Genomic DNA, 26,736 nt, shown 5'->3' on the forward strand with positions numbered 1-26,736 from the left:
TGAGATTTCGCCTCGGGCTCACCCGATCAGGGGTATTTCCACTATATGCTCACCTACACGATCCGCAGGCTTGTTCTGTCCGTGCCGACCTTGCTGTTCATCAGCCTGGTGATCTTTGCCTTGCTGGAATTCGCCCCCGGCGATCCCATGGCGCAAGTGCCCCTGACCGTGCCGCCAGAGGTCAAGCAAAAGATGCGTGAGGCCTTGGGCCTTGGCCAGCCCTGGCCCATCCGGTTCGGCAAATGGCTTTACCAGTTTTTCGTTATCGAGCCGATGCACCTGTTCGACATCATGTTCAACACCACCTGGGCGGAGGGCAAACAGCGCGTGATCTCGTGGCAGACCCGCGGCCCGGTCATGGATCTGGTTGCCCAGCGGATGCCACAGACCCTGTGGGTTGTCGGCACTGCGTATATCGTGGCGATCCTGGTCGCTTTGCCCATTGGGATCTATTCGGCTTACAAACAATATTCAGTCTTTGACCAAGCCGGTACGCTGATCTCGATGATCGGCTTCTCGGTGCCGCCCTTCTTCTCTGGCGTGCTGGTTATCGTGATCTTTTCGGTGAACCTTGGCTGGCTCCCGTCCATCTATGACACCACACACCGCGTCACGGACTGGGACAGTTTCGTGGTGCAGTTCCAGCAGATGATCATGCCGGTCATGGTACTGGCCTTGCAAATCACCGGGCAGATCAGCCGCTTCATGCGCGCCTCCATGCTGGACAACCTTAATCAGGATTACGTCCGCACCGCCCGGGCCAAGGGCCTGCGGGAACGCGCAGTGGTCATGGTCCATGTGGTGCGCAACTCGATGATCCCTGTGGTCACGGTGATCGCACTCGGCATCCCCGCCATCTTTGGGGGGGCCATCATCACCGAACAGGTCTTCAAGGTAAACGGTCTGGGCCAACTTCTGATCACCGCAATCCAGGCCAATGACCTGCCCATGGTCCAGACCCTGACCTTTATCTTCGCGGTCTTGATCGTACTCTTTAATCTGATTGCCGATGTCCTTTACGGCATTCTCGACCCGAGGATCCGGTATGAGTGACGCCATCCTGACCGAGACCACACCGGAGGCTCCGACCCATAGCCAATTGGCTGATATCTGGCGGCAGTTCAAATCCCACCGCGGCGCACTCTGGGGTGGCGGCTTTCTGGTATTCATCACCCTGTTCGTCGTGCTGGGCCCCTACATCTGGCCGTTCGACCCGCAAAAGCTGGATATCCGGGCCAAGGATATGCGGCCGGTTTATATCGGCCTCTTTTCCGGCGCAGAAAGCACTGTGAAATGGAGTTGGTGGCACCCGTTGGGGACGGATAATCTGGGCCGCGACCTTCTTGCTAAGCTGATATCTGGCGGCCGCATCACCCTGTCCGTCGGATGGGTGGCCATGCTTCTGGCGCTGATCATTGGCGCCACGGTTGGTGTGCTGGCAGGCTATTTCAAACGCTTGGATGGCATCCTGATGCGGCTGACCGATCTGTTCCTGGCCTTGCCGCTATTGCCACTGCTTCTGGTCATGATGCTGCTTTTTCGAGAACCTTTGCGGGCAACATTCGGAACGGAATCAGGGACATTCCTGCTGATCGTCTTTGTGATCGGCGTGACCAGCTGGATGCAAACCGCGCGTGTCGTCCGCGGCGATATCCTTGCCCTGAAAGAACGGGAATTCGTCTTGGCCGCGCGGTCGATCGGGACGACCCCGTTCCGCATGATCCTGCGCCATCTGCTGCCCAATGTCATGTCGGCCATCATGGTCTCCGCCACCCTGGGCCTCGCCACGGCGATCATCACCGAATCCGCCATCAGCTTCCTCGGTCTGGGTTTTCCGCCAGATTTCCCAACCTGGGGAAAGCTTTTGTCAGACGCCACAGACCGCCTGCAACGCTTTCCCGAACGCGTGATATGGCCCGGCCTGGCCATCAGCCTCACCGTCTTGAGTGTGAACTATATCGGCGACGGCCTCCGAGATGCCCTCGACCCGCGTATACGAGGTCGTTGATCCCATCATGTGTCTAAAAATATCCCCGCCGGAGGCACAGAATACAAATGTCCCGACAGACTGATTTTGTGCCTCCGGCGGGGATATTTTTAGACACATGATGAGGCTATTCCATCTTTCGGCGGATCCGGCGGACCATTCCCCAAACGGCCAAGATTACCAGCGGGGTTGTGATCGATGTCATGACCAGCTTTGACAGACCGGCCGCCTGTCCCACCGGTCCTGTCATGTAGACCACCAGATTTACGGCATAATAGCTGATAGCGACGACAGACAGACCTTCGACCGTCTTTTGCAGGCGCAATTGCAGATCGGCTCGGCGATCCATGCTTTCCAGAAGTTTTTGATTTTGGGCCTGCCGTTCAACATCCACGCGGGTCCGCAGCAGATCGCCTGCGCGGATTGCGCGTTGCGCCATGGCTTGCAGGCGGGCTTCTGTAGATTTGATGGTGCGCATTGCTGGATCGAACCGGCGCGTCATGAATTCCTTGAACGTCTGGCGTCCGCCCATACGAACTTCGCGCAGCGCCTCGATCCGTTCCAGGATGATGGCCTCATAGGCGCCGGTAGCCCCGAAGCGGAAGGTCGACCTGGCCAGCAGGTTTTCCAGCTCTGCCGCGATCGACAGCAGCGCCGTTAGACTTTCTTCTGGCCGGGCCAGCGTGCCCGTCATGTCCCCCATAAGCTGAGTCAACTGCCGGTCCAGATCTGCCATGTGGCGTGACAGGTCCCGCGCCATGGGCAGGCCCAGCATCGACATGCTCTTGTAGGTCTCGATCTCGGCCAGTCGTTGCACGATCCGGCCCACCCTGCGGCTGCCCGTGCCCGGCTTGACGAAAAGGGCAAACCGCATATGGCCCGCCGTATCGATGCGAAAATCACCCGAGATGATCGCCGAGCCGTCCAATACATGGCTGACGGCGACGCTTTCGGGCACGAACCAGTCGGTCGCCCGCTGAATAACCTCCGTCTCGTCACCCTCGAGCATCTCCACACGGATCAGGGCCGAGGTAAGGCGATGACCCGGCAGATCCGCCAACCAATCGGGGGGAAACACGTCGAATGTGGCCGGATCAAAGGGGCGCTCGGCAACCCCATTGGTAAAGATCGTGTAGGTCGAGAATTCCGTATGGGATTCCCACTTGATCTTGTGTTTGCCCAGGTCGCCAAAATAATGCGTGGCCCCCGGCTTTGGATGGGTCGCCCCGAACCGGTCCAGCAAGGCCAGCAGATGCGTCCGATCCTCGTCCCGGTCCCTCTGGGCCGCATCCTTCGCTGGCTTGATCGCCAAATACACTGCATGGCACGGTGCCTGCAACGTCGGGAATGGCCGTGCATGCAGTTCATTGGCCAGCTCATAGCGCTGGGGCAAGTCGGTGATCACAGGGCGCGTCGTATCTTTCATGGGGCTCAGATAGAGCGGCAGATGCGGCGTGTAAACGACTAACATGTTGAAATAACAGAACCTTCGGAACACCATTGTCCACAGTTTCAGTTTTGCCTTTCCTTCCATGGGGTTGGTGCCACCCAACGACCAGCACGGTTTTTGCTTTCCTTCCCCGGGGACGCTTCCCAAGATATGTGCAGTAGGTGCGATGGGGTAATGTATGAAAATAGGGTGTATTGGTTTGGAAGAGTTCAGTGGACAGAGCATTGACTGTGACATCTGCGGCCATGACCTGACCATGCGCGATCTGAACCGGTCAGCAACCGCGCCGTTTCGGGATCAAGGTTTCATTAGGGCCGACAGCCACATCCCGGCCTTGACAGAAACCCAGCGCACCGTTGGACTTGATCCTGCAACTTCCGGCTTTCCGGCAAAGAGCGCGGGTCGCCAGATCCACATGCACCAAGCCTGACCCATGGCATGCATCATCCTGTTCAACAAACCTTTCGGCGTGCTTTCACAGTTCACCGATGGCGGCGGGCGCGCGACCCTGGCCGACCATATCGACATGCCAGGCATCTATGCGGCAGGCCGGTTGGATCGCGACAGTGAGGGGCTGCTTGTCCTGACCGATGATGGCAAGCTGCAGGCCCAGATTGCCAATCCCAATGCCAAGCGGCCCAAAACATACTGGGCCCAAGTCGAAGGCAGGCCCGATGACGCCGCCCTGCATGCGCTCCGCAGTGGCATGACCCTGAAAGACGGACCGACACGCCCAGCCAAGGCCCGCCGGATCTCCGCACCCGCCAGGCTGTGGCCCCGCGATCCGCCGATCCGCGTGCGCAAATCCATCCCCGACACCTGGATCGAACTCACCTTGACCGAAGGTCGTAACCGCCAGGTCCGCCGCATGACCGCGCATGTAGGCCATCCGACCCTCCGCCTGATCCGCTGGTCGGTGGGGGAATGGACACTCGACGGCCTTTCCCCCGGCGCATGGCGCGACGCCGCCGCATCCTCCTGAAGCAAGGCTCTCCCATGCATATCACCTTAAACGGCGCACGACTTTATGTAGATATCGACGGGGCCGGACTGGTACCCGATGGTCAAGCGATGCGGGAAAAACCAACACTGATCCTGCTTTATGGCGGTCCGGGCGCGGATCACAGCCTGTATAAGCCGGGTTTCTCGGCATTGGCCGACGCGGCTCAGATCGTCTATTACGATCATCGCGGGAATGGGTGCAGCACCGGTGACGATCCGGCGGATTGGACGCTCGCCCAATGGGCTGACGACCTGAAAACGCTATGCGACACCCTGAGCATCGTGAAACCCGTGGTGCTGGGCGTGTCTTTTGGCGGGTTCGTCGCACAAGCCTATGCCACCCGCTACCCAGATCATCCCGGCAAGCTGATCCTGGCCAGCACCGCTGCGCATATGGATTTTGCGAAGGTCTATGCCGCCTTCGCCACCCTTGGCGGGCCCGAAGCCGAAGCCGCCGCCCGCGCCTATTGGGGCACGCCCACCGTGGAAAGTCGCGCGCGCTCTCGGGAAATTTGCGTGCCGCTTTACACCGTTGCGGGTCGGGGTGCCGCGCCTGACTGGCTGCACCGCATTCAGCGCCGCGACGATGTGGCGATCCATTTCAACGGCCCGGCAAATGAACAGGGCCGGATGGATTTCCGCGGCTCCCTCGCCAACGTCCGCTGCCCCGTCCTTCTGATGGCGGGCGCCCAAGACCCGATCACGCCGATGCCCTTCGCCGAAGAGATTGCACACCATGTCAGGCCCGACCTGCTTCAATTCGAACGGTTCGACGCCTGCGGCCGTGGCATCTTTCCCGACCAACCCGCCCGGGCCTACGCCACAGTCCGCGAGGTTCTGCAAAATTCCTGACGCAACCGTCCCCACCCTGAGTGGTGAGGCAGACGCATCCTCCATCCAAGCGATGCACCGAGGCCAATCAAGTCGAAGGGCATGTCAGCGGATCGCCGTGTCAGTAGGTCGAATAACCGAAACCTACGGATTTGATTTTCCATCGTAGCAAGCGAAGGCCAGCTTGTTGCCGTCAGGGTCACGAACATAGGCAACATAGAATTTGTCGCCATATCTTTCGGGGCGAAATCCCGGCTTGCCCTCATCGTGCCCACCGCACTGCATCGCCATGTCATACAACTCATCGACTGCGGATGCACTTGCCAGTCGAAACGTCGTCATGGCGCCGTTGCCAGCGCTGGCAGATTTTCCATCATACGGATAACAGGAAAAAAACCGAGGTACGGTGTCGTCTTTCTTATCACCCCAAGATGCGACCTGTTCATCCTCGTAGCAGGACGACAGCCCCATCATATGGAACAGCGGATTGTAGAAAAGCTTGGATCGCGCCAGGTCTTTTGTGCCCAACATTGTGTAGCCAATCACTTTGCACACTCCTCAAGCCAGTTCTCTTCCGTCCGATTTCAGGATCTTAGATCATCATCTGTCAGTACTGTATCAAAACCTGAGTTCAGGAAGGGCGTCGGCAACGAAAAAGGCCCGCCATTGCGGGCGGGCCTTTGGTTTTTGTGATGTCAGTTTAGCTGATCCGGGTGAGCAACTCGTCCAGGCTCTTCTTGGCATCGCCGTAGAACATCCGCGTGTTGTCCTTAAAGAACAGCGGGTTCTCGATCCCGGAATAGCCGGTTCCCTGGCCGCGTTTGCTGACAAAGACCTGTTTGGCCTTCCAGCATTCCAGCACCGGCATCCCCGCGATGGGGCTATTCGGATCGTCCTGCGCCGCCGGATTGACGATATCGTTGGAGCCGATGACGATGGCGACGTCTGTGTCCGGGAAATCATCGTTGATCTCGTCCATCTCCAGCACGATGTCATAGGGCACCTTGGCCTCGGCCAGCAGCACGTTCATATGGCCCGGCAACCGCCCTGCCACGGGGTGGATCGCAAACCGGACGGACTTGCCCTTGGCGCGCAGACGGCTGGTGAGCTCCGCCACATTCTGCTGGGCCTGGGCCACAGCCATCCCATAGCCAGGTATGATGACCACGCTATCAGCCTCGTCCAGGGCCGTGGCCACGCCATCGGCATCGATGGCGATCTGCTCGCCCTCAACCGCCATCTGCTCGCCCGCCGGGCCACCAAAGCCGCCCAAGATGACCGAGACAAAGGACCGGTTCATCGCCTTGCACATGATGTAGCTGAGGATCGCACCGGAGGAGCCGACCAAGGCACCGACCACGATCAACAGGTCATTGCCCAGGCTGAAACCAATCGCCGCCGCCGCCCAGCCGGAATAGCTGTTGAGCATTGATACGACGACCGGCATGTCTGCACCGCCAATCCCCATGATCAGGTGGTAACCGATGAACAGCGCCAAGAGCGTCATCAGGATCAGCGTCCAGCTGCCCGCACCGGACAGATACATGATCAGCAACAACAGAGATCCGGCAGCGGCGGCCGCGTTCAGCACATGCCCACCGGGCAGCTTGATCGCCGCCGTGTTCACCTTGCCCGCGAGCTTGCCATAGGCAATGACCGATCCGGTAAAGGTCACCGCCCCAATCCAGATGCCAAGCGCCAGTTCGACCCGCAAGATCGTGATCTCGACCGCGTCCTTCTTGGCCACCAACTCCGAGAAACTGCCCGTCACGGCCTCCCCCGCAACCTTGGCAGCCTCGACCAGGTTGATGGTCATATCGGCGTTAAAGCCCACAAAAACCGCCGCCAGACCGACCAGCGAATGCATCGCCGCGACCAGTTCAGGCATCTGCGTCATCTGCACCTTGTTGGCCAATTGCATGCCGATGAACCCGCCAATGGCGATCAGCACAATCGACAGCCACCAAAGGCCTGCACCAGGGCCGAACAGGGTCGCGGCCACGGCGATGGCCATGCCGACAATGCCGTACCAGACGGCGCGTTTCGCGCTTTCCTGGCCCGACAATCCCCCAAGCGAGAGGATGAACAAAACAGCGGCGACCACATAGGCCGCTATCGTGAATGCGTTTTCCATTGTCCCTGCCCTCGCCTACGATTTCTGGAACATGGCAAGCATGCGCCGGGTGACCATGAAGCCCCCAAAGATGTTGATACCCGCCATGAACACCGACAAGGCCGCGAGGATGGTCACGAGAACCGAGCTGGACCCGATCTGGATCAGCGCACCCAGGATGATGATCGACGAGATCGCATTGGTCACCGCCATCAGCGGCGTATGCAGGCTGTGGGCCACGTTCCAGATCACCTGGAACCCGATAAAGACCGACAGAACGAAAACAATGAAATGCTGCATGAAACTGGGCGGCGTATAAAGCCCGGCCAGCAGGATCAGGCCACCACCAATGGCCATCAAGATCACCTGGCTTTTGGTCTGGGCCTTGAACTCGGCAACTTCCTTGGCGCGCTTTTCCTCCGCCGTCAGTTCCTTGATGGGCTCTTTCTTGGCCTGTACCGCGATGGCGTTGGTCTTGGGCGGTGGCGGCGGGAACGTAACCGCACCCTCATGGGTGATCGTGGCCCCGCGGATCACGTCATCTTCCATGTTATGGTTGACCTGACCGTCCTTTTCGGGCGTCAGATCCGCCATCATATGCCGGATGTTGTTGGCATAAAGGGTTGAGGATTGTGTCGCCATGCGGCTGGGGAAATCGGTATAGCCGATGATCGTGACACCATTATCGGTCACGATTTTCTCGTCCATCACCGTCATCTTGCAGTTGCCGCCCTTTTCGGCGGCCAGGTCCACAATGACGGACCCGGGTTTCATGGCGGCAACCATATCCGGCGTCCACAGCTCTGGTGCCTCGCGGTTGGGGATCAGCGCGGTGGTGATGACGATGTCAATGTCGGGTGCCAATTCCCGGAACTTTGCCAACTGGGCTGCCGCAAATTCCGGTGAGGAGACAGAGGCGTAGCCGCCTGCCTTCGCCCCGTCCTGCTGCTCTTCCTCGAAGTCGAGGAATACGAACTCGGCCCCCATGGATTCGACCTGCTCCGCCACTTCGGGCCGCACGTCAAAGGCATAGGTGATCGCACCCAGGGAGGTAGACGTTCCGATGGCCGCCAACCCTGCAACACCAGCACCCACGACCAAAACCTTGGCCGGCGGCACCTTGCCCGCAGCGGTGACCTGCCCAGTGAAGAACCGGCCAAAGTTGTTGCCCGCTTCTATCACGGCCCGGTAGCCCGCGATATTCGCCATCGATGACAGCGCATCCATCTTTTGCGCCCGGCTGATCCGCGGCACCATATCCATGGCGATGACATTGGCGCCATGTTCCGCCGCGTTCTTCATCAGCGGCTCATTCGCCGCCGGATAGAAGAAAGAGATCAGCGTCTGTCCCTTGGTCAGATATCCAACCTCGGTCTCAGAGGGCGGGCGCACCTTGGCCACGATGTCGGCGGCGGCATAAAGCGCGCTAGCATCTGCCACCACCTCAACCCCGGCATCGGTATAGGTGGCGTCGTTAAAGCCTGCCTTCTGCCCGGCGCCGCTTTGGACCACGCACTCATATCCCAGTTTTTGCAGCAGACGGGCGCTGTCGGGGGTCATCGCAACGCGCGCCTCCCCTTCAAACACCTCGGTGGGCGCTCCTATCTTCACGGCGATCTCCCTCGTTCCAGTCTTTTCCGAGCAAGATGGCTCGCCTCGGCAGGATGTCTAATATCATCCGAAGAAAAGAAACCTCAAGCAACTGACCGTCGCTAACATGCCCTCACAACAGCCAACGGGGCGTCTTTTCCGACCAAAGGATGAAGGACGGCCCAAAGCGGCGCTTCAACCGGGTCTCTTCCGGGACAATGAACCGTCGCGTGATGATCAAGACAAAGAGCGGCACAAAGATAAGCGATGGCCAAGCGCCCCAATAAAGGCTCAGCCCCGTCAAAACCATCGCATCGCCCAGGTAGATCGGATTGCGCGTGCGGCTGAAAATACCTGCCGTAATCAGCGCGTTGGCCTCTTCATGGGGAATGGGTGTGGTTTTATGCTTGCGGAATTCGATCAGGGCCAGGGCCATCAATAGAACACCACCGCCCACGAGTAGTCCGCAGATCAAGCTAAGGACCGGAAACCGGAATGGCAGTACCGGTAGATAGGTTGCCTGCAACCAGGCAAGCACCAGAAAACCCACCAACCAGACCGGGGGAATGTCGATCCACTTCATTGCCCAACTCCACCAATCATGCTTTCACATCCTATGCAGAAACCATGCACATGCCATGCATACGATCTGTGCGGCCCGGAAAGGGTTTCGTCACACCTGTGTGACACCGCCTGTTCGTTGCACCCATTCAGATCTCCTCAGTGCAACGCAGGCCTTGGAGAGAGCAGGCCGTGGATACGCCGCGACTATCAACAGTCGGGCAAATAAGAAACGTGCTGGTCTAGAAATTCACGAAGGTCTTTTGCAATTGGCATCCACTTGGCCGGGTTCGGCTCGCGCATGAAAGTTGTTACTCCGAGCTGAACGGGATCGATACGGTGATCGAGCATCATAGAACTACAGATGCCCGTTGCTTCGGGGCGGCACCGCACGATGACGTTCTCGTTCGATCCAGGAGCCGAGTGAAAGGCTTCCTCATTGTGCCCGACAATAGTGCAGCTTCCATTTCCGTCGACCTGCCGAACAAATCCCGCCACGCCATCGGTGAAGCTACACTGGCCAAAGTATGAGCCTGAGTATGAGCGAAGTGTTCTGATCATGCTTGCTGAGGAAATAGACATCGAGATGCTCTCGCTCGCAGATGGCAGGTCAAGATCAAAACTTGTCGCTTCTAGAAAGAAACCGCGAGGTGCCTGCATGCTGAACCGCCGCGCTGTGCGAACATCGGTCACTTCGGGAGCGGAGGTGTCGACGCTCAAGCAAATGTCGTTCTCGAAGTATAAGATCTTGGCACTGCGTTCCTCCGAGGACGTGACCAAAGTCGACGCCAGCAAGAACGCAACCGCGAGAGACACCATGGCGTAAGCCATTGACCGCTTGGGGTCACGGTGACCGAGAGCCGACCGCTTAGCCAACACGCGCACCCGAAACCCAGACGCCGCGCAGGGTGGCGATACCGGCGATGCGGCGCAGTCGGATCAGGTCCGCGCGCAGGCCAGGGGCAATCACACCCCGGTCGGTCAGCCCGGTGGCCCGGGCGGGCGCTGCGGTGACAGTGGCAAGGCCGCGGGCCGTGTCGTCCCACAGGTCGGCCAGTTGCATGGCCGCTGTCAGCAAGGCGGCGGGCACGTAATCGGAGGAAAGCACATCCAGCAGGTCCGCCTGGGCCAGATCCGCCGCCGCCACATTCCCGGAATGGGATCCGCCCCGGATCAGGTTGGGTGCGCCCATCATCACCTGAATATCGGCGCCATGGCAGGCGGCGGCTGCCTCTTGGGTTGTGGGAAACTCTGCCAGCTTCACCCCATAGCCCGCTGATATACCTACCTGCTCCGTGGTGGTGTCGTCATGACTTGCCAGGAGGGCACCCAATTTCTGTGCCGTGGCCACCGTTGCAGCCTCGTGGGCCTGACCCAGCTCGGCATGCAACTCCTCCAAGTAGCGGCAATACTCATCGAACGCATCCTGCGCCATCCCACTTTTGCCGCGCACATAGGCCTCGAACTTTGAGATATCACGGAACTGCCGCTGGCCCGGTGTGTGATCCATCAGGCTGATGATGCCAATGCGATCTTCGCAGCCAAACTCTGCCAACTCATCGATCAGGGTTTCCGAGCAGGTCTCCGCCCGCAGGTGCAGGTGGTGGCTGATCTTCAAGGCACCGGCGGCCCGCATCTCAAGGATTTCGGTTGCCATGGAACGGGCGTATTTTGCGTAACCGCCCTTGGTATGGGTCAGGATGGAGCCGACGCGGATTGCATCGAACACGGTCGTCACCCCACAACCCGCCAGTTCGGCATCATGGGCGACGATGGCGGGGCCATGGGGCCATTCGACCTTGGGGCGGGGCTGGATGTGACGCTCCAGATTGTCGGTGTGCAGCTCGATCAGGCCCGGTGCCAGCAGATCACCGTCACAATCCAGCGCACCTAGCGGCACCGCAGCCCCCTGCGCGATCTCGGCAATCATCCCGTCGCGCACCACCAGGCTTCCGGTGATCACCTCATCCGCCAGCACGATTTGGGCATTGGCAAAGACGGTTTCTTTTGTCATCGCGGCGTTACGGTTGACCTGCATCTGGGGCACCTTGAACATGGGGAACGATATGGACGGGTTCACGCGGTACGCGATCTATTTCACGCCGACGGGCGGCTTGGCCAGCTTTGGCGCGGCCTGGTTGGGATGGGACAATGCCACCGGCACGGAGGTGGCCCATCCGCAGATTGACGGTCTGCCCCGCCCGGTCGCCCAGATCACCGACAGACCCCGCAAATACGGCTTTCACGGCACGATCAAACCGCCCTTTCACTTGGCCAAGGATAAGGTGGCCACCGCGCTGGAGGCGGAGACGCGTGCGCTGTGCGCTCGGCTGAAACCAGTGGAGTTGGACGGGCTGCAACTGGCACAACTTGGCCAGTTTCTGGCGGTGATCCCGGACGGTGACACAACGGCGTTGGCCAGGCTGGCCGCAACCTTTGTCGAAGAGCTGGACCATTTCCGCGCCCCGCCCAGCGAGGCAGAGTTGGCACGGCGGCGTGGATCGCAGTTGAGCCCCCCGCAGGAGGACAACCTGGCCCGCTGGGGATATCCCTATGTCATGGATCAGTTTCGGTTCCACCTGACACTTTCGGGACCGATGGAGCCCGCAGATCTGACGGCCACCCACCGGGCGCTGGACCCGTATCTGGCACCGCACCTGACCCGGCCCTACCGGATCGACACGATGTCCCTTTTGGGAGCGGACCAGGCGGGCCGGTTCCATATCATCCATCGCTATACCCTAGCCGGTTGAAGGGCGGCCAGGATCTGGGCCACGGCCTGATCGACGGTGCCTTCATTCACGATATCCGTGACGGCCAAGCCCGGCGGAAACTGGGCGGGCTTGCGCGACAGGCGTTTCAGGATCTGTTCGGGCGTCTCCCGCCCCCGCCCGGCCAGGCGCGCCGCCAGAACCTCGGGCGATGCGGTGATGTTGAGGACATGCAGCGTTGGGAACTGCGCGGCCGCCTGGGCCAGCACACCGCGCGACAGATTGACCAGGGCCAGACGGCCATCGGCCAGAACCTCTCCCACGGCAGAGGGGATGCCGTAATAGAGCCCATGGGCTCCCCAGCGCAGCACGAAAGCGCCCGCAGCGGCACGCCTTTCGAATTCAGTAACCGAGACGCCCTCGAACATCTCTCCCCCGGCCTCGGTCGGCCGGGTGATGATCCGACGCACCAGATGGCTGTTCGGCAGCCGGGCATGGACCGCCTCCATCAGCGTGTCCTTGCCCGCACCGGACGGGCCGACAAAAGCGGCGAGCGGTCCCACCATATCAGGCCGCCTTTGGGGTGAAGGCCGAGACATCGACCTCCCGGTCACAAACCCGGCTGCGTGCGCCATGGTCATGGAAGATGCCCAGAATGGCGGCGCCGCGGGCCTTTGCCTCTTCGATCAGGGTCAGCACGGTATCGCGATTTTGCGAGTCAAGGCTGGCCGTGGGCTCATCCAGCAGCAAGGCGGGAAAGGTATGGGCAAAGCCGCGGGCAATGTTGACCCGCTGCTGCTCTCCGCCCGAGAAGGTCGTGGGCGACAGGGTCCAGAGCCGCTCAGGAATGTTGAGCCGGGCCAGCAGATCCGCCGCCCGCGCCTGGGCCCGATCCGGGTCAGTGCCGATTTGCAACAGCGGCTCTGCCACCACCTGCAGCGTCGGCACCCGGGGCACCACGCGCAGGAACTGGCTGACATATCCCAGCACCGTACGCCGCAGTTCCAGGATTTGGCGCGGTTCGGCCTGCACAATATCGACACCAGCGACCCGGATCGTGCCAGCCTGGGCCAGGTAATTGCCGTAGATCATGCGCATCAGGGTCGATTTGCCCGCCCCTGACATGCCGGTCAGGGCCACGCATTCCCCGGGATAAACGCGCAAATCCGCCCCTGCCATGACCGGGATGACCGCGCCGCCCTGATTGTGCAGCGTGAATGATTTGCCGACATTTTCAATGGATATCGTGGGATCCATCACAGCCCTCCCTTGCAACAGAAAAAAGATCAATCAGCATGATGGCCCGCGTTCGCGGATGGCGCTGGCTTGCCAGGTTCGGGAGGCAGGACACGGCATCAAACCTGCAAAACGGATGAGACAAGGAGCTGGGTATAGGCGTGTTGTGGATCGTCCAGCACCTGATCGGTCAGGCCGGTTTCCACCACATGCCCTGATTTCATCACCATCAGTCGGTCCGCGAGAAGGCGCACGACCGCCAGATCGTGCGTGACGATGACGGCGCTGAGGCCCATTTGCCGGACGAGCCCGCGCAGCAAGTCAAGAAGGCGCGCCTGCACGCTGACATCCAGCCCGCCGGTAGGTTCGTCCATAAAGACCAGCCGAGGCCCCGTCACCAGGTTGCGGGCGATCTGCAGCCGCTGCTGCATGCCGCCAGAAAAGGCGCGGGGTTTGTCATCGATCCGGTCCGCGGCGATCTCCACCCGGCCCAGCCAGTCTGTGGCGCTTTCGCGGATCTCACCGTAATGGCGAGCGCCCACTGCCATCAGCCGTTCGCCGACATTGCCGCCCGCGCTGATCCCCATACGCAGCCCGTCGCGCGGATTCTGGTGGACAAAGGCCCAGTCGGTGCGACCCAGCATGCGGCGTTCGGGCTCAGACATCTGTACGGTGTCTTTTAGACCATCGGCGCGGGTGTCAAACAGGACCTCGCCCGTATCGGGTGGGACGTGACCGGCCAAACAGTTGAGCAAGGTGGATTTGCCAGAGCCGCTTTCGCCGACGATCCCCATGACCTCACCCGGGAACAGGTTGAACGCAACATCGGTGCAACCGACGCGCTGACCGTAGAATTTGGACAGGTCGGTGACGCGTAAGAGCGGGGTCATGCGGTTCCTCCGATCGCGGTTGAGAAGTCGGTGGGGGTCAGCCCCATATCCTCGATATCCGTCAGAAATTGCCCGTGGCTGGCGCTGGTTTGCGTCTTGACCTGCTGCCATTCCTTGTCGGCCATGAAACAGTCCCACGCGGCCTGTTGTTCCACGGCATCCTGCCAGGTCAGCAAGTAGACGAAACGCAGGTGATCGGGCGTTTCAGACGTCCACATAGCTTGGATGCGAAAGCCGTGGCGCGCCATAATGCGCGCGGCATGGTGGCGGAACCGGTCCAGGAACGGCCCCTTATTGGCTGGCGGGACGGTATAGATGCGGAGTTGATTGATCATCGGGCACTCCCCTTGAGGGTTCGATGCGGGCCTGGAAAACGCATCATGACGGATGCGCCTGCCAGAATGTTGTGATCCGCTGGCTCAGGGCCTGTGGCGCATCGGTGTGCAGTTGATGCCCGCCCTCCAGCATGTCGAATTCAGCGCCCGGAATGGTTTCGGCAATCCGTCTGGCCCCGCGATGGATCGGTGTACTGGCGCAGCCCACCAGAACCAGTGTCGGGCATTGGATGCGGTGCAGCGCGGGCCGCCCATCATAGGCATAGGATGCGGCGAGTGTGTCTTGCAAGGCGCCGCGGCTCATTTGACCCAAAAGCGCGCTGTGGCGCAGTCCGGCTTGCGCAGGCTGGCCCACCGCCGCCATCTTGGCCGCCCACCGGATCGGGATCCGGCTGTAGATCTGCTTGAAGATCCAGGCGGGTACTTTTTGTCCCAGTGTGTCGCGCACAGTGCTGACTGCCTCGATCAGAACAAGGGACGAGACACAGCGCGGCGCACGGGCCGCGATCTCAAGCGCGACCATCCCGCCCAGGGAATGACCCACAAGGCGAAAGCGTTCGGGCAACGTCGGCAACAGGATCTGGGCAAACCGGTCAACGGTGGGCGGTGTCGCGCGGGGTGCGGCCCCGTGGCCCGGCAGATCCGGCGTCAGGTCGGCGGGGAAACCTTCCCAGATTTGCCCCGCAGATCCCGCACCGTGGATCCAGACAGACGGGATCACTCCGCAGCCTCCGGCAGCGCGGTGCCCAGCCGCCCGACATGGCCTGCCGCCCGGCGGCACCGGCAGAAATCAGTGTCGGAGCAGACAAACATTCGGCCCCCCGCATCGTCGATGATGACCTCATCAAGATAGCTGGTCTCGGAACCACATAGATCGCAGGCATGGTCGGCTTTGGTCGGCTCAAACGGGTGATCGTCGAAATCGAGGCTGACCACATCCGTGTAAGGCGGCACAGCATAGATGCGCTGCTCGCGCCCCGCGCCGAACAGTTGGATCGCCGCCATGTTGAGTTTCGGGTTGTCGAATTTCGGGATGGGCGAGGGATCCATCACATACCGCCCCTCGACCTTGACCGGATAGGCGTAGGACGTCGCGATATGGCCGTGTTGGGCGATGTCTTCGTAGAGCTTCACATGCATAAGGCCGTAATCTTCAAGGCTGTGCATCTTACGCGTTTCAGTCTCGCGCGGCTCCAAAAAGCGCAGTGGTTCCGGGATCGGGACCTGGTAGACGAGGATTTGACCTTCGGCCAGGTCCTGTTCCGGGATCCGGTGACGGGTCTGTATGACGGTCGCGTCCGCCGTGGCCTCGGTCACGCGTACCTGGGCCGTGCGCTCAAAGAACTTGCGGATCGAGACCGCGTTGGTGGTGTCATCGGCGCCCTGATCGATGACCTTGAACGTATCATCCGGTGTCAGCACGGCGGCAGAGACCTGGACCCCGCCCGTACCCCAGCCATAGGGCATGGGCATTTCGCGGCTGGCGAATGGCACCTGATAACCGGGAATGGCAATGCCCTTAAGGATGGCCCGGCGGATCATCCGCTTGGTCTGCTCATCAAGATAGGCGTAGTTATACTCGGTCATGGCAGCGGGCCTTCATGGTATAACGGGGTCGGGTCTGAGATATGGATTGTATCTGTCGGACCGATGTGATGCCCGGAGCATGGACGCTGTATGGCAATCAGGTCAATCGACCGGCCAGATCCGCAAGGACGCGTGAGGGGGCGATCAAGACATCGCGCTCCGAGACCACCATGGTAAGATACCCGCGCTGCGCAAGGTAGGTTTGTACGGCTGCGTCCCGGTCCGGCGAATGGTTGATGACCACAGCCAGGTGCTGGCTCGGGATCAGGAAATCCACGATGTGAGGCCCAATCGGCGCCATCCGACGTATCGAGAGACCCTGGAAGCGATGGGCGCGCAAATGCTGCCACAAAGCCTGTTGCGCTGGTGTCATCCTGCGCCTGTTGGCGCGCGCCTCCATCTTTTGTGCGGATGACTGAAAGCCGGGCAGGACCCCCTCCCTCTCCCTCCCCCCCGGATGGGGGGAGGGAAGCTCTGTTGCTTGGATCGCCAAAAGAGCATGTCGCGGTTAATCCCGGCTTAACTCGAGAAATACGACTCGGTCCTTTAGAGATTTCGTGCGCCCTGTCCCCTCCCCCTGCGGGGGGGAGGGTTAGGGAGGGGGTCGGCAAGCCGTGCTGAAGTCTCACTCTGCGGTCTCCCGTCCGGCAGCCATGGCCTCGGCTCGAAGCTTTCGGACCAGTTCCAGTTCGGACTGGAAATCCACGTAGTGAGGTAGCTTTATATGCTCCAGAAACCCCGTCGCCTGGATGTTATCGCAATGATACAGCACAAACTCTTCGTCCTGGGCCGGAGCGCCGGTATTTTCCTCCCCCATCTCTTTGGCCCGCAAGGCGCGGTCCACCAGGGCCATGGAAATTGCCTTGCGCTCCGTCATGCCGAAGACCAAACCGTATCCCCGGGTGAATTGTGGGGGTTCCCTTCCGGAGCCTTTGAACTGGTTCACCGTCTCGCATTCAGTGACCTGCACCTCTCCGATTTCGACAGAAAAGCCGAGTTCCGGGATCTCCATCTCGACTGCCACGGTTCCGATGCGCAATTCGCCCACAAAGGCGTGGTTACGCCCATATCCGCGCTGGGTTGAATAGGCCATGCCAAGGACAAACCCTTCATCCCCCCGGGTCAGCGATTGCAGGCGCAGGGATCGGTCGGCTGGCAGTTCCAAGGGGTCGCGGGTCAGATCTGGCGGTGTCTCATCCGTTGCGGTTTCGGGTTGGATCAGACCATCTCGGTTCAGGAAATCGGTAATATGGGGGGTCGGCTCGGCTCGGGGTGTCGCAACCGGGGCGTCCGGAACCAGACCATCCGCCGCCAGTTTGAAATCAAGCAAGCGGTGCGTGTAATCGAATGTCGGCCCCAGAACCTGCCCGCCGGGCGCATCCTTGAATGTCGCGGAAACACGGCGATCCACCGCCATCGCCTCGGTCTCGACCGGGGAGGAATATCCGAAACGGGGCAATGTCGTGCGATAGGCGCGGACCAGAAAGATCGCCTCGATCAAATCGCCGCGAGCCTGCTTGATCGCCAATGCTGCAAGATCCCGGTCATAGAGCGACCCCTCGGCCATGACCCGGTTGATCGCCAGGGCCATCTGTTCGCGGATCTGTTCGACACTCAACTCGGGGACGGCGGGATCGCCGCGCCGCTCTTCGGCCAGCCAGGCATGGGCATTTTCAATTGCCTGCTCGCCGCCCTTTACTGCGACATACATGTCAGAGGGCCTCCAATCGGGTCGTCCGCGGTAGACCGGTCAGTTGGTCTCCCGCCGTGAAATAGAAATCCAGCCCCAGCGGAAAAAGCGCATGATTGGCCGTAAAAGCCGCAGCTTCGGGCAGGAAAGCCGCGCGCGTCGCCTTGATCCCCGGACCAGCCAGCATGTGCGTCGCCTCATCGAGATCCGTACATTCGACAATCAGCGTTGCAGAGCGATCCGGATATTCAGGCGTCCCGATGCGGTACTCCGTCAGGGGGGGCAACGCATCCCAGATCCCCAACGCAAAATGCGCCTCAGACGGGCCAACCAGGGGCGCCGCGGTGTGAAATGTGACCCAATCCTGAATAGGCTTTGCGGAATGTGCACCTGCTAGGTAAACCGGTGTTTCGGGGTCGCACAGTGTCAAAAGCACGGTCCCGGCCGCCACCGAAAGCGGGGCTGGTGGTGCTGCCCCCGCAATCTGCTGAAGCTCACCGGGTCGGGCCATCGCGTTCAGACAGGCGCGAAACGCATGGGCCGCCTGGATAGGCGCATCGGTGAACCCTCCCTGAAATGCGGTATGCTGCATCAATCCTCTCCGCGAGCCATTGTGAAGAAATCAACCTTTGTCGCCGCGGCTTTCGCGGCGCGCTGGGTGCGGGCGGCCTCAGCGGCCTTTTGCAATGGCTCCAGGATCCCGGCGCGGACCTGATCGGCCTGGGCCGACTGCATAAGCGCATCGACCAGTGCCGCTACCCGCGCCTTGTCACCGTCACGCCCTTGCACATAAGCATGACCCACCGCACCACCCTCTAGTTGCACAGAACAGCGGGTTATGGTCATCTCGCCCAGATTAAAGGCAGATCCAGTTCCCCCCATGCGTCCACGGACCATCACTGCACCGATCTCTGGCGCGCGTAATGTGTTAAACTGAGGAGCGAATCCCGACCTGTCCCAGATCGTCGCAAGGAGGTCAGACGGCGCTTTTGCCAGAAGGCTCATCCATGATTGGCGATCATTGGGCGTATTCATTTGGACAATTCAATCAGATGTATAGACAACTATACAAATTTTGCCAGCCGGCCCGTTTGAAGACAAGCGGTATGATGTGAAAGTTTGGTAACAGAATGGCTCGTTCTCCTATTTGGCAAACCATTGCCCAAACCTTGCGCGAAGATATTTCCGCGGGGCACTATTTACCCGGTGGCAAGATGCCGACCGAGGCGCAGTTGGCCGAACGCTTTGGCGTGAACCGTCATACGGTGCGGCGAGCGCTCAAGGATCTGGCCGATGCCGGCACGGTCTTTGCCCGGCGCGGCGCCGGTGTCTTTGTAACAGCCAAGCCCACGCCCTATCCAATCGGGCGGCGCGTGCGGTTTCATCAGAACCTGGCCGCCATGGGCCGCATCGCTGATCGCAAATTACTCCGGCTTGAGACGCGATCGGCTGACAAGACCGAACGGTCGCAATTGGAGCTTCCCGAACATGCGCCCGTCCACATCTATGAAGGTGTGTCCTTTGCGGACCGCGCGCCCATCGCGCTTTTCGTCACGGCTTTTCCGGCAGAGATGTTTCCTGCCCTCACCGAAGCATTGCAGCAGACATTCTCCGTCACCGAGGCGCTGAAGAGCTGCGGTTTGAAGGATTATACCCGCATTCGCACACAACTTACGGCAGAACGGGCCAATTCCGCACAAGCCGCCCATTTGCGGATAAACGAGGGCGCCCCCTTGCTGAAAACCGAAAGTGTCAATATCGATGGAACGGGGAGCCCGGTTGAATACGGGCAAACTTGGTTCGTGGGGGATCGGGTGACATTGACGGTTTCAGAGGATGACTAGCGGCAGGTAGCGTGCGGGTTGGCCATATTTCGGCCGATACCCGGCTGTTTGCGTTAAATTTTAACCAGAAACCGCCGTATATTCCGGTGGTTCCCGGTCTGGATGCAAGGAATTGTTTCTAGGCAGGTTATAATGGTTAACTTGAGGCGGTATTCCCGACGCCAAAAAAACTAATTAGCATCACGATTAGGACAAATTCTAAGGGGATAAGAACTATGGCGGTTCAGGTACAACTGTGTGTGACCAGGACTAGGTCAGAATTTGGGTGAAATATGGCGTCTGCAATCAAAAAAGAGATAGCGGAAGACAGCGACCAAACGTTCAATGACGAGCTGAAGCCCGGCACGTCGTTGATGCATGGTCAATACACGATCGAACGGTTTCTGAACGCAGGTGGGTTCGGCATCACGTATCTGGCGCGGGACAGCTTGGACCGTAAGATCGTGATCAAGGAATGCTTTCCCGGCACGTTTTGCCGTCGCAGCGATACGATTGTGCATGCACGGTCCCGCGCGCATCAGGCTGAACTGAAGTCGATTGTGCGCCTGTTCGTGCAGGAGGCCCGAAGCCTTGCAAAGCTGGATCACCCCAACATCGTGGGCGTGCATCAGGTATTCGAAGACAACGACACGGCCTATATGGCGCTGGATTTCATCGAGGGTCGCGATCTTCTGGATACGCTGGAAGACGAAAGTGAAAAGCTGCCCGCGAAGGAAGTTGAGCAGATGCTCATCCAGATCCTGGATGCCGTCGAATTCATCCACGAGAATTCGATGCTGCACCGGGATATCTCTCCGGATAACATCCTGTTGGATGCCGAGCGCAAGCCGGTCCTGATCGACTTTGGCGCCGCCCGTGAGCAAGCCACCAAAGCAAGCCGTGTCCTGTCGGCCATGCGCGTTGTTAAAGACGGCTATTCACCCCAGGAATTCTACATTGCAGGTAGTGACCAGAGCGCATCAAGCGATCTTTATGCTCTCGGTGCCACGTTCTACCATGTGATTGCCGGTGAAACGCCACCGAACAGTCAGGCGCGTCTGGCCGCCGTCGCAAGCGGCGATGAAGACCCCTATGTGTCGCTGACGAAACACGAGAAGGCGACGGCATACGAGAAGTATTTCCTGGATGCGATCGACAAGGCGCTGCGGGTTCTGCCCAAGGATCGCTTGCAATCGGCCGCCGAATGGAAAGACCTGATCGTCGAAGAAAAGCGGGTTGAAGCCGCGCTGAAGGCTGCGGAAGGCGATTCCGAGATCAACTCGAAAATCGCCAACCTGGTCAGCTCTGCCTCGGTCGAGGAAGAGCCAGCCGCGGAGACCAAGGAAAAGAAGGTCGTCGTTGCGACGAATATTCGCCCGCGCCGCGTCAAAAGCCGGGTCAAGACCCGGGTCGATGCAATCACGCCGACGCGCCGACCGCAATCCAAGCTGGTCGGCAAGGACAAGTCCGTTGCCGGGTCGCAGACCCGCGTGGCGGACCAGGCCAAGGTTGCCAGCAGTACCAAACCGCAGAAGTCCAAGACTGGCCTTTTGCTGGCATCGGGCGCCGTTATGGCATTGATTGCCGGTGGTGTTGTGCTGACCCAGACAGATCTTTTGGGCTCTGCAGATACGGCTGGGCAGGCTTCGGATACCCAATCTGCAGTGCCAGTGGCGGAGGATAGTGCGGCTGCACCGGAGCAGACCCCGGCGCCTGAGACAAGTACGGTTGTCACTGAGGACGCGACAGCGCCTGCAGCAGAAACGCCGACTGAGGAAGCAGCGGTGACCCCTGCCCCAGCCGTGACCGACACGCCAGACACAAATACCGCTGCTGCAGACACCGATACGGCTGTTGCAGAAACGGACCAGACCGCGGCGACGGCAACGCCTGAGGCGATTGCGCAAGACGAGACATCTGACGATGTTGCCTCTGCAACCGATGCTGCCGCAGTAAGCGATGATGGCGAGACAGAGCCCGATGCTCCGATTGCGACAGCCGAGGCTACACCTGAGGCAACCCCCGAAATGGTGCCAGTGCCGGCTGATGTTGTGACGGCGCCTGCGCTTGACCCGATCACCGAAGATCGTGCGGGGGCGTTGGAAGCCCAGACTGCCGCAGTTGCATCGGCGCTTGCCGAGGCGGAAGCCGTGCGGCCCTTCGATGCGGACGCCGCATCCGGATCCGGCGGTGCAGACAGCGTGACGGCAACCCGATCTCAAACGGCGTCGGTCACTGCAGCTCAAGGCGGTGTCACGGCAACGGTCCGGGGTGAGACTACCGCCGCGACAGTGCTGAGCGAAACCAGTGCGACAGCTGTTTCGGCCCGCGTAGAGGCCAGCACAGCGCCCATTGGCACGAATATTGCAGAGCGCACCGGTTCGATTGACGTTGAAAGCACGGGATCCATCGATATTGCGAGCGCAATCGCCACAATCGCATCCCAGGAAACTCTGGGATCCACCGGTGACGCCACAGCTGCGAACGTGGCCCAGACGCTGGACGTCGCCGTCGGCAAGGAAGTTGTGGCTACGGCTGTCGAAGATGACACCAACGAGGGTGGCAGCGCGGCGGGCAACACATCGGGCGGAGATATCCTGGAGGCCTCCTTTGTGTTGTCCGGCTGGTCGGTCGATCTGCCTTTCACATCGGATATCAGCGCCCCGATCACCATTTCAAATGTCACCGGCGAGGCCCTTCCGTGGATGGAGCCAGGCACGGAAATCGTGACGGTGAACGGCACTGCAATCGCATCTTTCGACGATATCTCGACTGTTTTGCGCGAAAACGTGACACTGGGCGATGGCCCGATCTTGACGGTTGAATTTGGTACGGTGCCCGCCGGGCAAGACGACGTGGTAACGCAATCCGCTGACCTGCAGGTGGTACAAAACACAGCATTGTTGAATGGCACCCGGTTCAGAACCGTGTTTGAGGACAACGCTTGGAAGACAAGTGTGGCGTCGGTTCCGAGTGAAGTTGATACGGATCTGCAAGTCGGTGACATCGTGATGGCCTACATGCCGACGAGCGAGCGGTTCACGGATCGCGACTCGGTCAGGACCTTTTTCAACCGTGAGCTTGAGAATGGTCAAAACAACTTCAGCTTTGCCGTATTCCGCGATGGATCGATCTGGGTGGCGTCATTCAAGAACGCCAACAGCGGTGATGGCGGAAACGACGGAAGCAACTAATCGGAACATTTCTCGCTCCTTTACTCTCTACACCCGCCGCACCAGAAACGGAGGCAAAACCCATGAAGTTCATTCGTGACATCATCGCCAGAAAAGCCCAGCGATCGCTGGAAAAGTCCAAAGGGCCGGCGCCGGAGAGCACGACTGTGCCCCCGATGGAAGAAATCGTTGCGGCCCCGCCCACGCCCGTCCGCCGGGTGAGCATGCAGACACGCCCTGGCGCTCCAGCGGAACCTGCGCCCAAGCCGGAGGCCAAACCCGCCACGAGCAGTGATGAGCGCACGATTGCGGAATTGCTGAAAGGCGATGCATCCGCGACCGAGACCACCGGGGATGACAATTCGCGTGTGTATGTCTGGGATATGGATGAGGACGGCGAGGACGCGGCGCCAGCCCCTGCCCCGCAGCCCCGCCAGCGCGCGACCGTTCCGACGACCCGCGGCAAGCAAGCGGCAGCGGCAGCCAGCCCCGAAAGCGGCGCCCAGCGTCGGCCGAGCCGGACCAAGACGCGCCTTTTGGGCTTTGAAAAGACCGAAAGCGACGTGGTCGATCTGTTCGACGGATCCTCCAAATCCGCTCAGGTGGGGCGCGCAAAATTCCCGGTCGGTTGGCTGATCGTGACCGAAGGCCCCGGGCGCGGTGAGTCCTTTGCGCTGGTTGCTGGCATGTCCCAGATCGGTCGCGGGGAAGATCAAGCCGTGCAACTGGATTTTGGCGACACCGCCATTTCCCGCACAAACCACGCCGCTGTCGCCTATGATCCTGAAACGCATAAGTTTTTGCTGGGCCATGGCGGAAAATCGAACATCGTTCGATTGAATGATATGCCGGTTATCAGCACCGAGCCGATGGGGGATGGCGATATCATCCGGTTGGGCGAAACCACCTTGCGTTTTGTCGCTTTGTGTAACGACACTTTTAACTGGTCCGAGAACAACGACGGTTCAGAGGAGAGCGATGATGTGGCGATCGCCTGACCCGCGTTTTGATGTGGCTTCCGCCATTTCCCGTGGTGGACGAGAGTATCAAGAAGATGCTGTCGTCACCGATTTTCCTGTGGGATCGGATAGTGGTTTTATTGTGTTGGCCGACGGTATGGGCGGCCATGCGGCGGGTGATGTCGCTAGTAAGATCGTATTGACGGAAGTCTATAGCGAGCTGAAATTTCAAAGTCCGAACTTTCTGGATTTCGAGGCCGAGATCCCCGACTATTTGCATGCTGCCGCCGATGCTGCGAATGCATCTGTTCGAGGACATGTGAGCAACAATCCAGAAACCCATGGTATGGGGGCCACCCTGGTCTCGATCGTCTTGGTGGAAGACCGGTTATTCTGGATGTCGATTGGCGACTCGCCACTTTATCTTTTCCGCGGGGGCAAGATGTCCCAGCTAAACGAAGATCACTCCATGGCTCCCCAGATTGATTTCATGATCAAATCCGGTTTGATGGATCCCGAGGTTGGCAAAAACCACCCGGACCGCAACTGCCTCACTTCGGTTATCCTGGGCGAAAAGGTGGCCAAGGTGGATTGTCCCGACAAACCCATCGATATGCAGGAAGGTGACATCATCATCGTGTCCAGCGATGGCCTGCAATATCTGGAAGATCGGCAGATCGAGCGTATCGTGGTGAAGAACCGCCGCAAGAGCAGTGCCGAAATATCACGCTTGCTGCTGGCTGCGATTGACTCTCTGGATGATCCGGATCAGGACAACGTGTCTTTTTCGATCGTGAAGGTTAATCACATCGAACGGTATAAGCGGTTGGCGCGCGCTCCCAAGAGCCGCAATAGCCTGGGATCTGCAAACGGGACGAAAGCTGTGCCCTATTCGGACGTGGTCAATTTGCCGGATTTTCAAGAGCCCCCGACGCGACTTGTGGCGGGTAGCAAGAAGTGAGCAAAAAGCCGGACGTTGCCGCACAAGCATTGGCGCGACTGGACGCGGCCTTGGCCTCGGGCGATTTGCCCGAGGCAGCGATTGCACCGGTACAAAAGCTGCGCACAAGGCTGACAAGTCCAGTACGCGTTTCTGTGCTGGGTCTGGCGACGGTTGGCAAATCATCTGTTTTGAATTTTCTGGCGGGCCAGGAGGTTGTTCCGGCAGGAATAGCCTTGCCCACGGTGCAACTTAAATGGGGCGACCACCAGCGCTGCGTTTCGATCCTGCCAGATGGCACCAAGCAGACGATGGATCATTTCCACGCGGATGTCGTCGCCACGGACGATCCGCTGTTCGTTGAGGTCGAGATGCCGCTGCCGGCCTTGCGGAAAATCTCGATCATGGAAGTCGTGATGGGAACCGAGGTTGCCGAACAAAAGCGCGCTCTTGCCTGGGCGGCGGGCCGTTCGGATATTGCCGTTTGGTGCACCCAGGAATTCGACGTTCTGGAACAGTATCTTTGGTCGACTATGCCAGATCGGCTCAAAGACCATGGTGTGTTGGCAGTGACCAAGGCTGACGAATTGGCCACGAATGGCGTCTTGGCAGAGCGTCTGGCCCAGTTCGAAAGCGAAACCGACGCCGAATTCCTGGATATCATGCCGCTCTCCACGACACAGGCCATTGCGGCGCGGCATCCTGACGGCACGGTCGATAAGGCGGCGTTTGACGCCAGCGGTGGGCGAAAGCTGATTCGCGCAATTTTGCGCCAAGTGCAGCAAGGCCAGCAGGCTGCCATTGATGGCTTCGATTTGTTGATGGTGCAGCATGGCCTCGACCCGCGTGAATATAAGGGCGAGATTGTCGAACAGGCACCCCCTGCCCCCCCACCCAAAGCCCCGACAAAAGCCAAGCAAGAAACGGAAAAACCCGCGCCGACACCGCCGCCTGTCGTCAATGATCCGGCACCGGAACAGGCCGCTCCGCCCAGTGTGCGCAAGGTATCTCGTCCGGTTGTGAAGCGGGACGGGTCACGCGTGTCGCGCCAAGCCCCTGCCCCCGATACCGGCACTCCGGAAGGTCCTGCGATTGAGATAGTCGCCGACGCAAATGTCAGCAAGTTGGAGGCCGCGCCGACCAAACCCGCGAAATCGGATGCAAAGACCAGGGACGGCGCGCCAAAGCCCAAGGTCAAGGTCCGCCGGTCGGCCGATATCATTGATATCAAGGATGAAAAAACACTGGCCAAGCGCGCTGGGGGGCGCAAGCAAAGGCCCGTAAAAGCGACCGACCCCATTCTGGATACCGTCGGGCCAAGCTCTGTTGATGAGTTTCTGTTCGTCGACAAGGACAAGCCCGCTCCGCCGCAAACGGCTGCGGAGGCCGAGGTTGCCTCTCCAATCAGCGCAGATGCACGTGCTTTCTTTGAAAACGCGATCACGTATTTGCGGGCACAGGCGCAAGCTGTCTTGAAAGAGACCAGCAAGATGAACGGTGAGGCGAGCCCTATCGTGATGGAACGCTGTCTGGAAGCGGCCGATTGGCTTACAGATCAGTTGATGCAGATCGACAATGACGATCCCCATATTTCAGATGCATTAGAGACGGCATTGGACGCTGCCGATCTGATGCAATTGATGCAGTTGGAAAATGAGACAGGTGCCGTGGAAGAGGCTGTGACGCTTCTAACACAAGTTAAGCGGGAATTTGAGGCCCGCATCGCTGCCTGAGACGGCGAAACTTCGCCGACATTCTCCCAACAAGCGCCATAAAAGCGCCCTGATTGATGCGTTATCGAATTGTGAACAGTGATGTACTAGGGATCTAAGTGTTTCTAGTGGCCGTGACCTGGAGG

The 26,736-nt window shown here is 59.8% G+C and carries 27 protein-coding genes; 10 read left to right on the plus strand and 17 right to left on the minus strand.

Annotation, left to right across the window (positions count from 1 at the left end; genetic code table 11):
- Window positions 1–45: 45 nt before the first annotated feature.
- Together IU397_RS10180 and IU397_RS10185 are read left to right on the plus strand one after the other, a co-directional pair.
- The gene (locus tag IU397_RS10180) at window positions 46–1,053 is read left to right on the plus strand and encodes an ABC transporter permease (protein ID WP_204413049.1); all 1,008 of its coding nucleotides are present in this window, start codon (window positions 46–48) and stop codon (window positions 1,051–1,053) included.
- Window positions 1,046–2,008, plus strand: a complete 963-nt coding sequence (locus IU397_RS10185) for an ABC transporter permease (RefSeq protein WP_204413050.1) — start codon at window positions 1,046–1,048, stop codon at window positions 2,006–2,008. The genes IU397_RS10180 and IU397_RS10185 overlap by 8 nt, the downstream gene beginning before the upstream one ends.
- A gap of 106 nt (window positions 2,009–2,114) precedes the next feature.
- Here the strand turns inward: IU397_RS10185 and IU397_RS10190 are convergent, their stop codons facing one another.
- Entirely contained in the window at window positions 2,115–3,413 is a 1,299-nt protein-coding gene (locus IU397_RS10190; protein WP_204413367.1) for a DUF3422 family protein, read from the minus strand.
- Window positions 3,414–3,870: 457 nt separating this feature from the next.
- Between IU397_RS10190 and IU397_RS10195 the strand changes: the two genes are divergently transcribed.
- Window positions 3,871–4,419, plus strand: a complete 549-nt coding sequence (locus IU397_RS10195) for a pseudouridine synthase (protein WP_204413051.1) — start codon at window positions 3,871–3,873, stop codon at window positions 4,417–4,419.
- 14 nt (window positions 4,420–4,433) lie between these two features.
- Window positions 4,434–5,291, plus strand: a complete 858-nt coding sequence (locus IU397_RS10200; protein WP_204413052.1) for an alpha/beta fold hydrolase — start codon at window positions 4,434–4,436, stop codon at window positions 5,289–5,291.
- 123 nt (window positions 5,292–5,414) lie between these two features.
- Here the strand turns inward: IU397_RS10200 and IU397_RS10205 are convergent, their stop codons facing one another.
- From IU397_RS10205 to IU397_RS10230, 6 genes are all read right to left on the minus strand, one after another.
- On the minus strand, window positions 5,415–5,816 hold the full coding sequence (locus IU397_RS10205) for a VOC family protein (protein WP_239479715.1): 402 nt from the start codon (window positions 5,814–5,816) through the stop codon (window positions 5,415–5,417).
- 154 nt (window positions 5,817–5,970) lie between these two features.
- Window positions 5,971–7,404: an NAD(P)(+) transhydrogenase (Re/Si-specific) subunit beta gene (locus IU397_RS10210; RefSeq protein ID WP_204413053.1), complete on the minus strand. Its 1,434-nt coding sequence runs from the start codon at window positions 7,402–7,404 to the stop codon at window positions 5,971–5,973.
- Window positions 7,405–7,419: 15 nt separating this feature from the next.
- Entirely contained in the window at window positions 7,420–8,994 is a 1,575-nt protein-coding gene (locus tag IU397_RS10215; protein ID WP_204413057.1) for a Re/Si-specific NAD(P)(+) transhydrogenase subunit alpha, read from the minus strand.
- Between the two features lie 112 nt (window positions 8,995–9,106).
- Complete coding sequence (locus IU397_RS10220; protein ID WP_204413058.1) at window positions 9,107–9,556, minus strand: isoprenylcysteine carboxylmethyltransferase family protein; 450 nt, start codon at window positions 9,554–9,556, stop codon at window positions 9,107–9,109.
- Between the two features lie 188 nt (window positions 9,557–9,744).
- Entirely contained in the window at window positions 9,745–10,254 is a 510-nt protein-coding gene (locus IU397_RS10225) for a hypothetical protein (protein ID WP_204413059.1), read from the minus strand.
- 148 nt (window positions 10,255–10,402) lie between these two features.
- Complete coding sequence (locus IU397_RS10230; RefSeq protein ID WP_370541650.1) at window positions 10,403–11,572, minus strand: alpha-D-ribose 1-methylphosphonate 5-triphosphate diphosphatase; 1,170 nt, start codon at window positions 11,570–11,572, stop codon at window positions 10,403–10,405.
- Window positions 11,573–11,600: 28 nt separating this feature from the next.
- Here IU397_RS10230 and IU397_RS10235 point away from each other — a divergent pair, with 28 nt between their 5' ends.
- Complete coding sequence (locus tag IU397_RS10235) at window positions 11,601–12,287, plus strand: DUF1045 domain-containing protein (protein ID WP_204413060.1); 687 nt, start codon at window positions 11,601–11,603, stop codon at window positions 12,285–12,287.
- Here the strand turns inward: IU397_RS10235 and phnN are convergent.
- The 10 genes from phnN to phnG form a co-directional block, all read right to left on the minus strand.
- Entirely contained in the window at window positions 12,269–12,811 is a 543-nt protein-coding gene (gene phnN / locus IU397_RS10240) for a phosphonate metabolism protein/1,5-bisphosphokinase (PRPP-forming) PhnN (protein WP_204413061.1), read from the minus strand. The two genes, IU397_RS10235 and phnN, sit on opposite strands and share 19 nt — an antisense overlap.
- Before the next feature lies 1 nt (window position 12,812).
- A complete protein-coding gene (gene phnL, locus IU397_RS10245) occupies window positions 12,813–13,502 on the minus strand; it encodes a phosphonate C-P lyase system protein PhnL (RefSeq protein ID WP_204413063.1) in 690 nt (229 codons plus the stop codon).
- A 98-nt stretch (window positions 13,503–13,600) separates the two neighbouring features.
- On the minus strand, window positions 13,601–14,371 hold the full coding sequence (gene phnK, locus IU397_RS10250; RefSeq protein WP_204413065.1) for a phosphonate C-P lyase system protein PhnK: 771 nt from the start codon (window positions 14,369–14,371) through the stop codon (window positions 13,601–13,603).
- Window positions 14,368–14,706, minus strand: coding sequence for an NIPSNAP family protein (locus IU397_RS10255; RefSeq protein WP_204413067.1), 339 nt, complete (start codon window positions 14,704–14,706; stop codon window positions 14,368–14,370). Before IU397_RS10255 ends, phnK begins: the two co-directional genes overlap by 4 nt.
- 43 nt (window positions 14,707–14,749) lie before the next feature.
- The gene (locus IU397_RS10260; protein ID WP_204413069.1) at window positions 14,750–15,427 is read right to left on the minus strand and encodes an alpha/beta fold hydrolase; all 678 of its coding nucleotides are present in this window, start codon (window positions 15,425–15,427) and stop codon (window positions 14,750–14,752) included.
- On the minus strand, window positions 15,424–16,293 hold the full coding sequence (locus tag IU397_RS10265; protein WP_204413071.1) for an alpha-D-ribose 1-methylphosphonate 5-phosphate C-P-lyase PhnJ: 870 nt from the start codon (window positions 16,291–16,293) through the stop codon (window positions 15,424–15,426). Before IU397_RS10265 ends, IU397_RS10260 begins: the two co-directional genes overlap by 4 nt.
- 97 nt (window positions 16,294–16,390) lie before the next feature.
- Window positions 16,391–16,693 (minus strand): endonuclease domain-containing protein, encoded by a 303-nt coding sequence (locus tag IU397_RS10270; protein WP_255569790.1) that lies wholly within the window; start codon window positions 16,691–16,693, stop codon window positions 16,391–16,393.
- 225 nt (window positions 16,694–16,918) lie between these two features.
- Window positions 16,919–18,004, minus strand: coding sequence for a carbon-phosphorus lyase complex subunit PhnI (locus IU397_RS10275; RefSeq protein ID WP_204413080.1), 1,086 nt, complete (start codon window positions 18,002–18,004; stop codon window positions 16,919–16,921).
- Window position 18,005: 1 nt separating this feature from the next.
- Complete coding sequence (phnH, locus tag IU397_RS10280) at window positions 18,006–18,575, minus strand: phosphonate C-P lyase system protein PhnH (RefSeq protein ID WP_204413082.1); 570 nt, start codon at window positions 18,573–18,575, stop codon at window positions 18,006–18,008.
- Window positions 18,575–19,018: a phosphonate C-P lyase system protein PhnG gene (gene phnG / locus IU397_RS10285; RefSeq protein ID WP_204413084.1), complete on the minus strand. Its 444-nt coding sequence runs from the start codon at window positions 19,016–19,018 to the stop codon at window positions 18,575–18,577. Before phnG ends, phnH begins: the two co-directional genes overlap by 1 nt.
- Before the next feature lie 95 nt (window positions 19,019–19,113).
- Here phnG and phnF point away from each other — a divergent pair, with 95 nt between their 5' ends.
- From phnF to IU397_RS10310, 5 genes are all read left to right on the plus strand, one after another.
- Entirely contained in the window at window positions 19,114–19,827 is a 714-nt protein-coding gene (phnF, locus tag IU397_RS10290; RefSeq protein ID WP_204413086.1) for a phosphonate metabolism transcriptional regulator PhnF, read from the plus strand.
- A gap of 272 nt (window positions 19,828–20,099) precedes the next feature.
- On the plus strand, window positions 20,100–23,000 hold the full coding sequence (locus IU397_RS10295) for a serine/threonine-protein kinase (protein WP_204413094.1): 2,901 nt from the start codon (window positions 20,100–20,102) through the stop codon (window positions 22,998–23,000).
- Window positions 23,001–23,062: 62 nt separating this feature from the next.
- Complete coding sequence (locus IU397_RS10300) at window positions 23,063–23,977, plus strand: FHA domain-containing protein (protein ID WP_204413096.1); 915 nt, start codon at window positions 23,063–23,065, stop codon at window positions 23,975–23,977.
- A 13-nt stretch (window positions 23,978–23,990) separates the two neighbouring features.
- The gene (locus IU397_RS10305; protein WP_370541651.1) at window positions 23,991–24,899 is read left to right on the plus strand and encodes a PP2C family serine/threonine-protein phosphatase; all 909 of its coding nucleotides are present in this window, start codon (window positions 23,991–23,993) and stop codon (window positions 24,897–24,899) included.
- Window positions 24,896–26,611, plus strand: coding sequence for a hypothetical protein (locus tag IU397_RS10310; RefSeq protein ID WP_204413098.1), 1,716 nt, complete (start codon window positions 24,896–24,898; stop codon window positions 26,609–26,611). Before IU397_RS10305 ends, IU397_RS10310 begins: the two co-directional genes overlap by 4 nt.
- Window positions 26,612–26,736 lie beyond the last annotated feature (125 nt).

Source organism: Actibacterium sp. 188UL27-1 (assembly GCF_016901225.1).
Lineage (GTDB): Bacteria > Pseudomonadota > Alphaproteobacteria > Rhodobacterales > Rhodobacteraceae > 188UL27-1.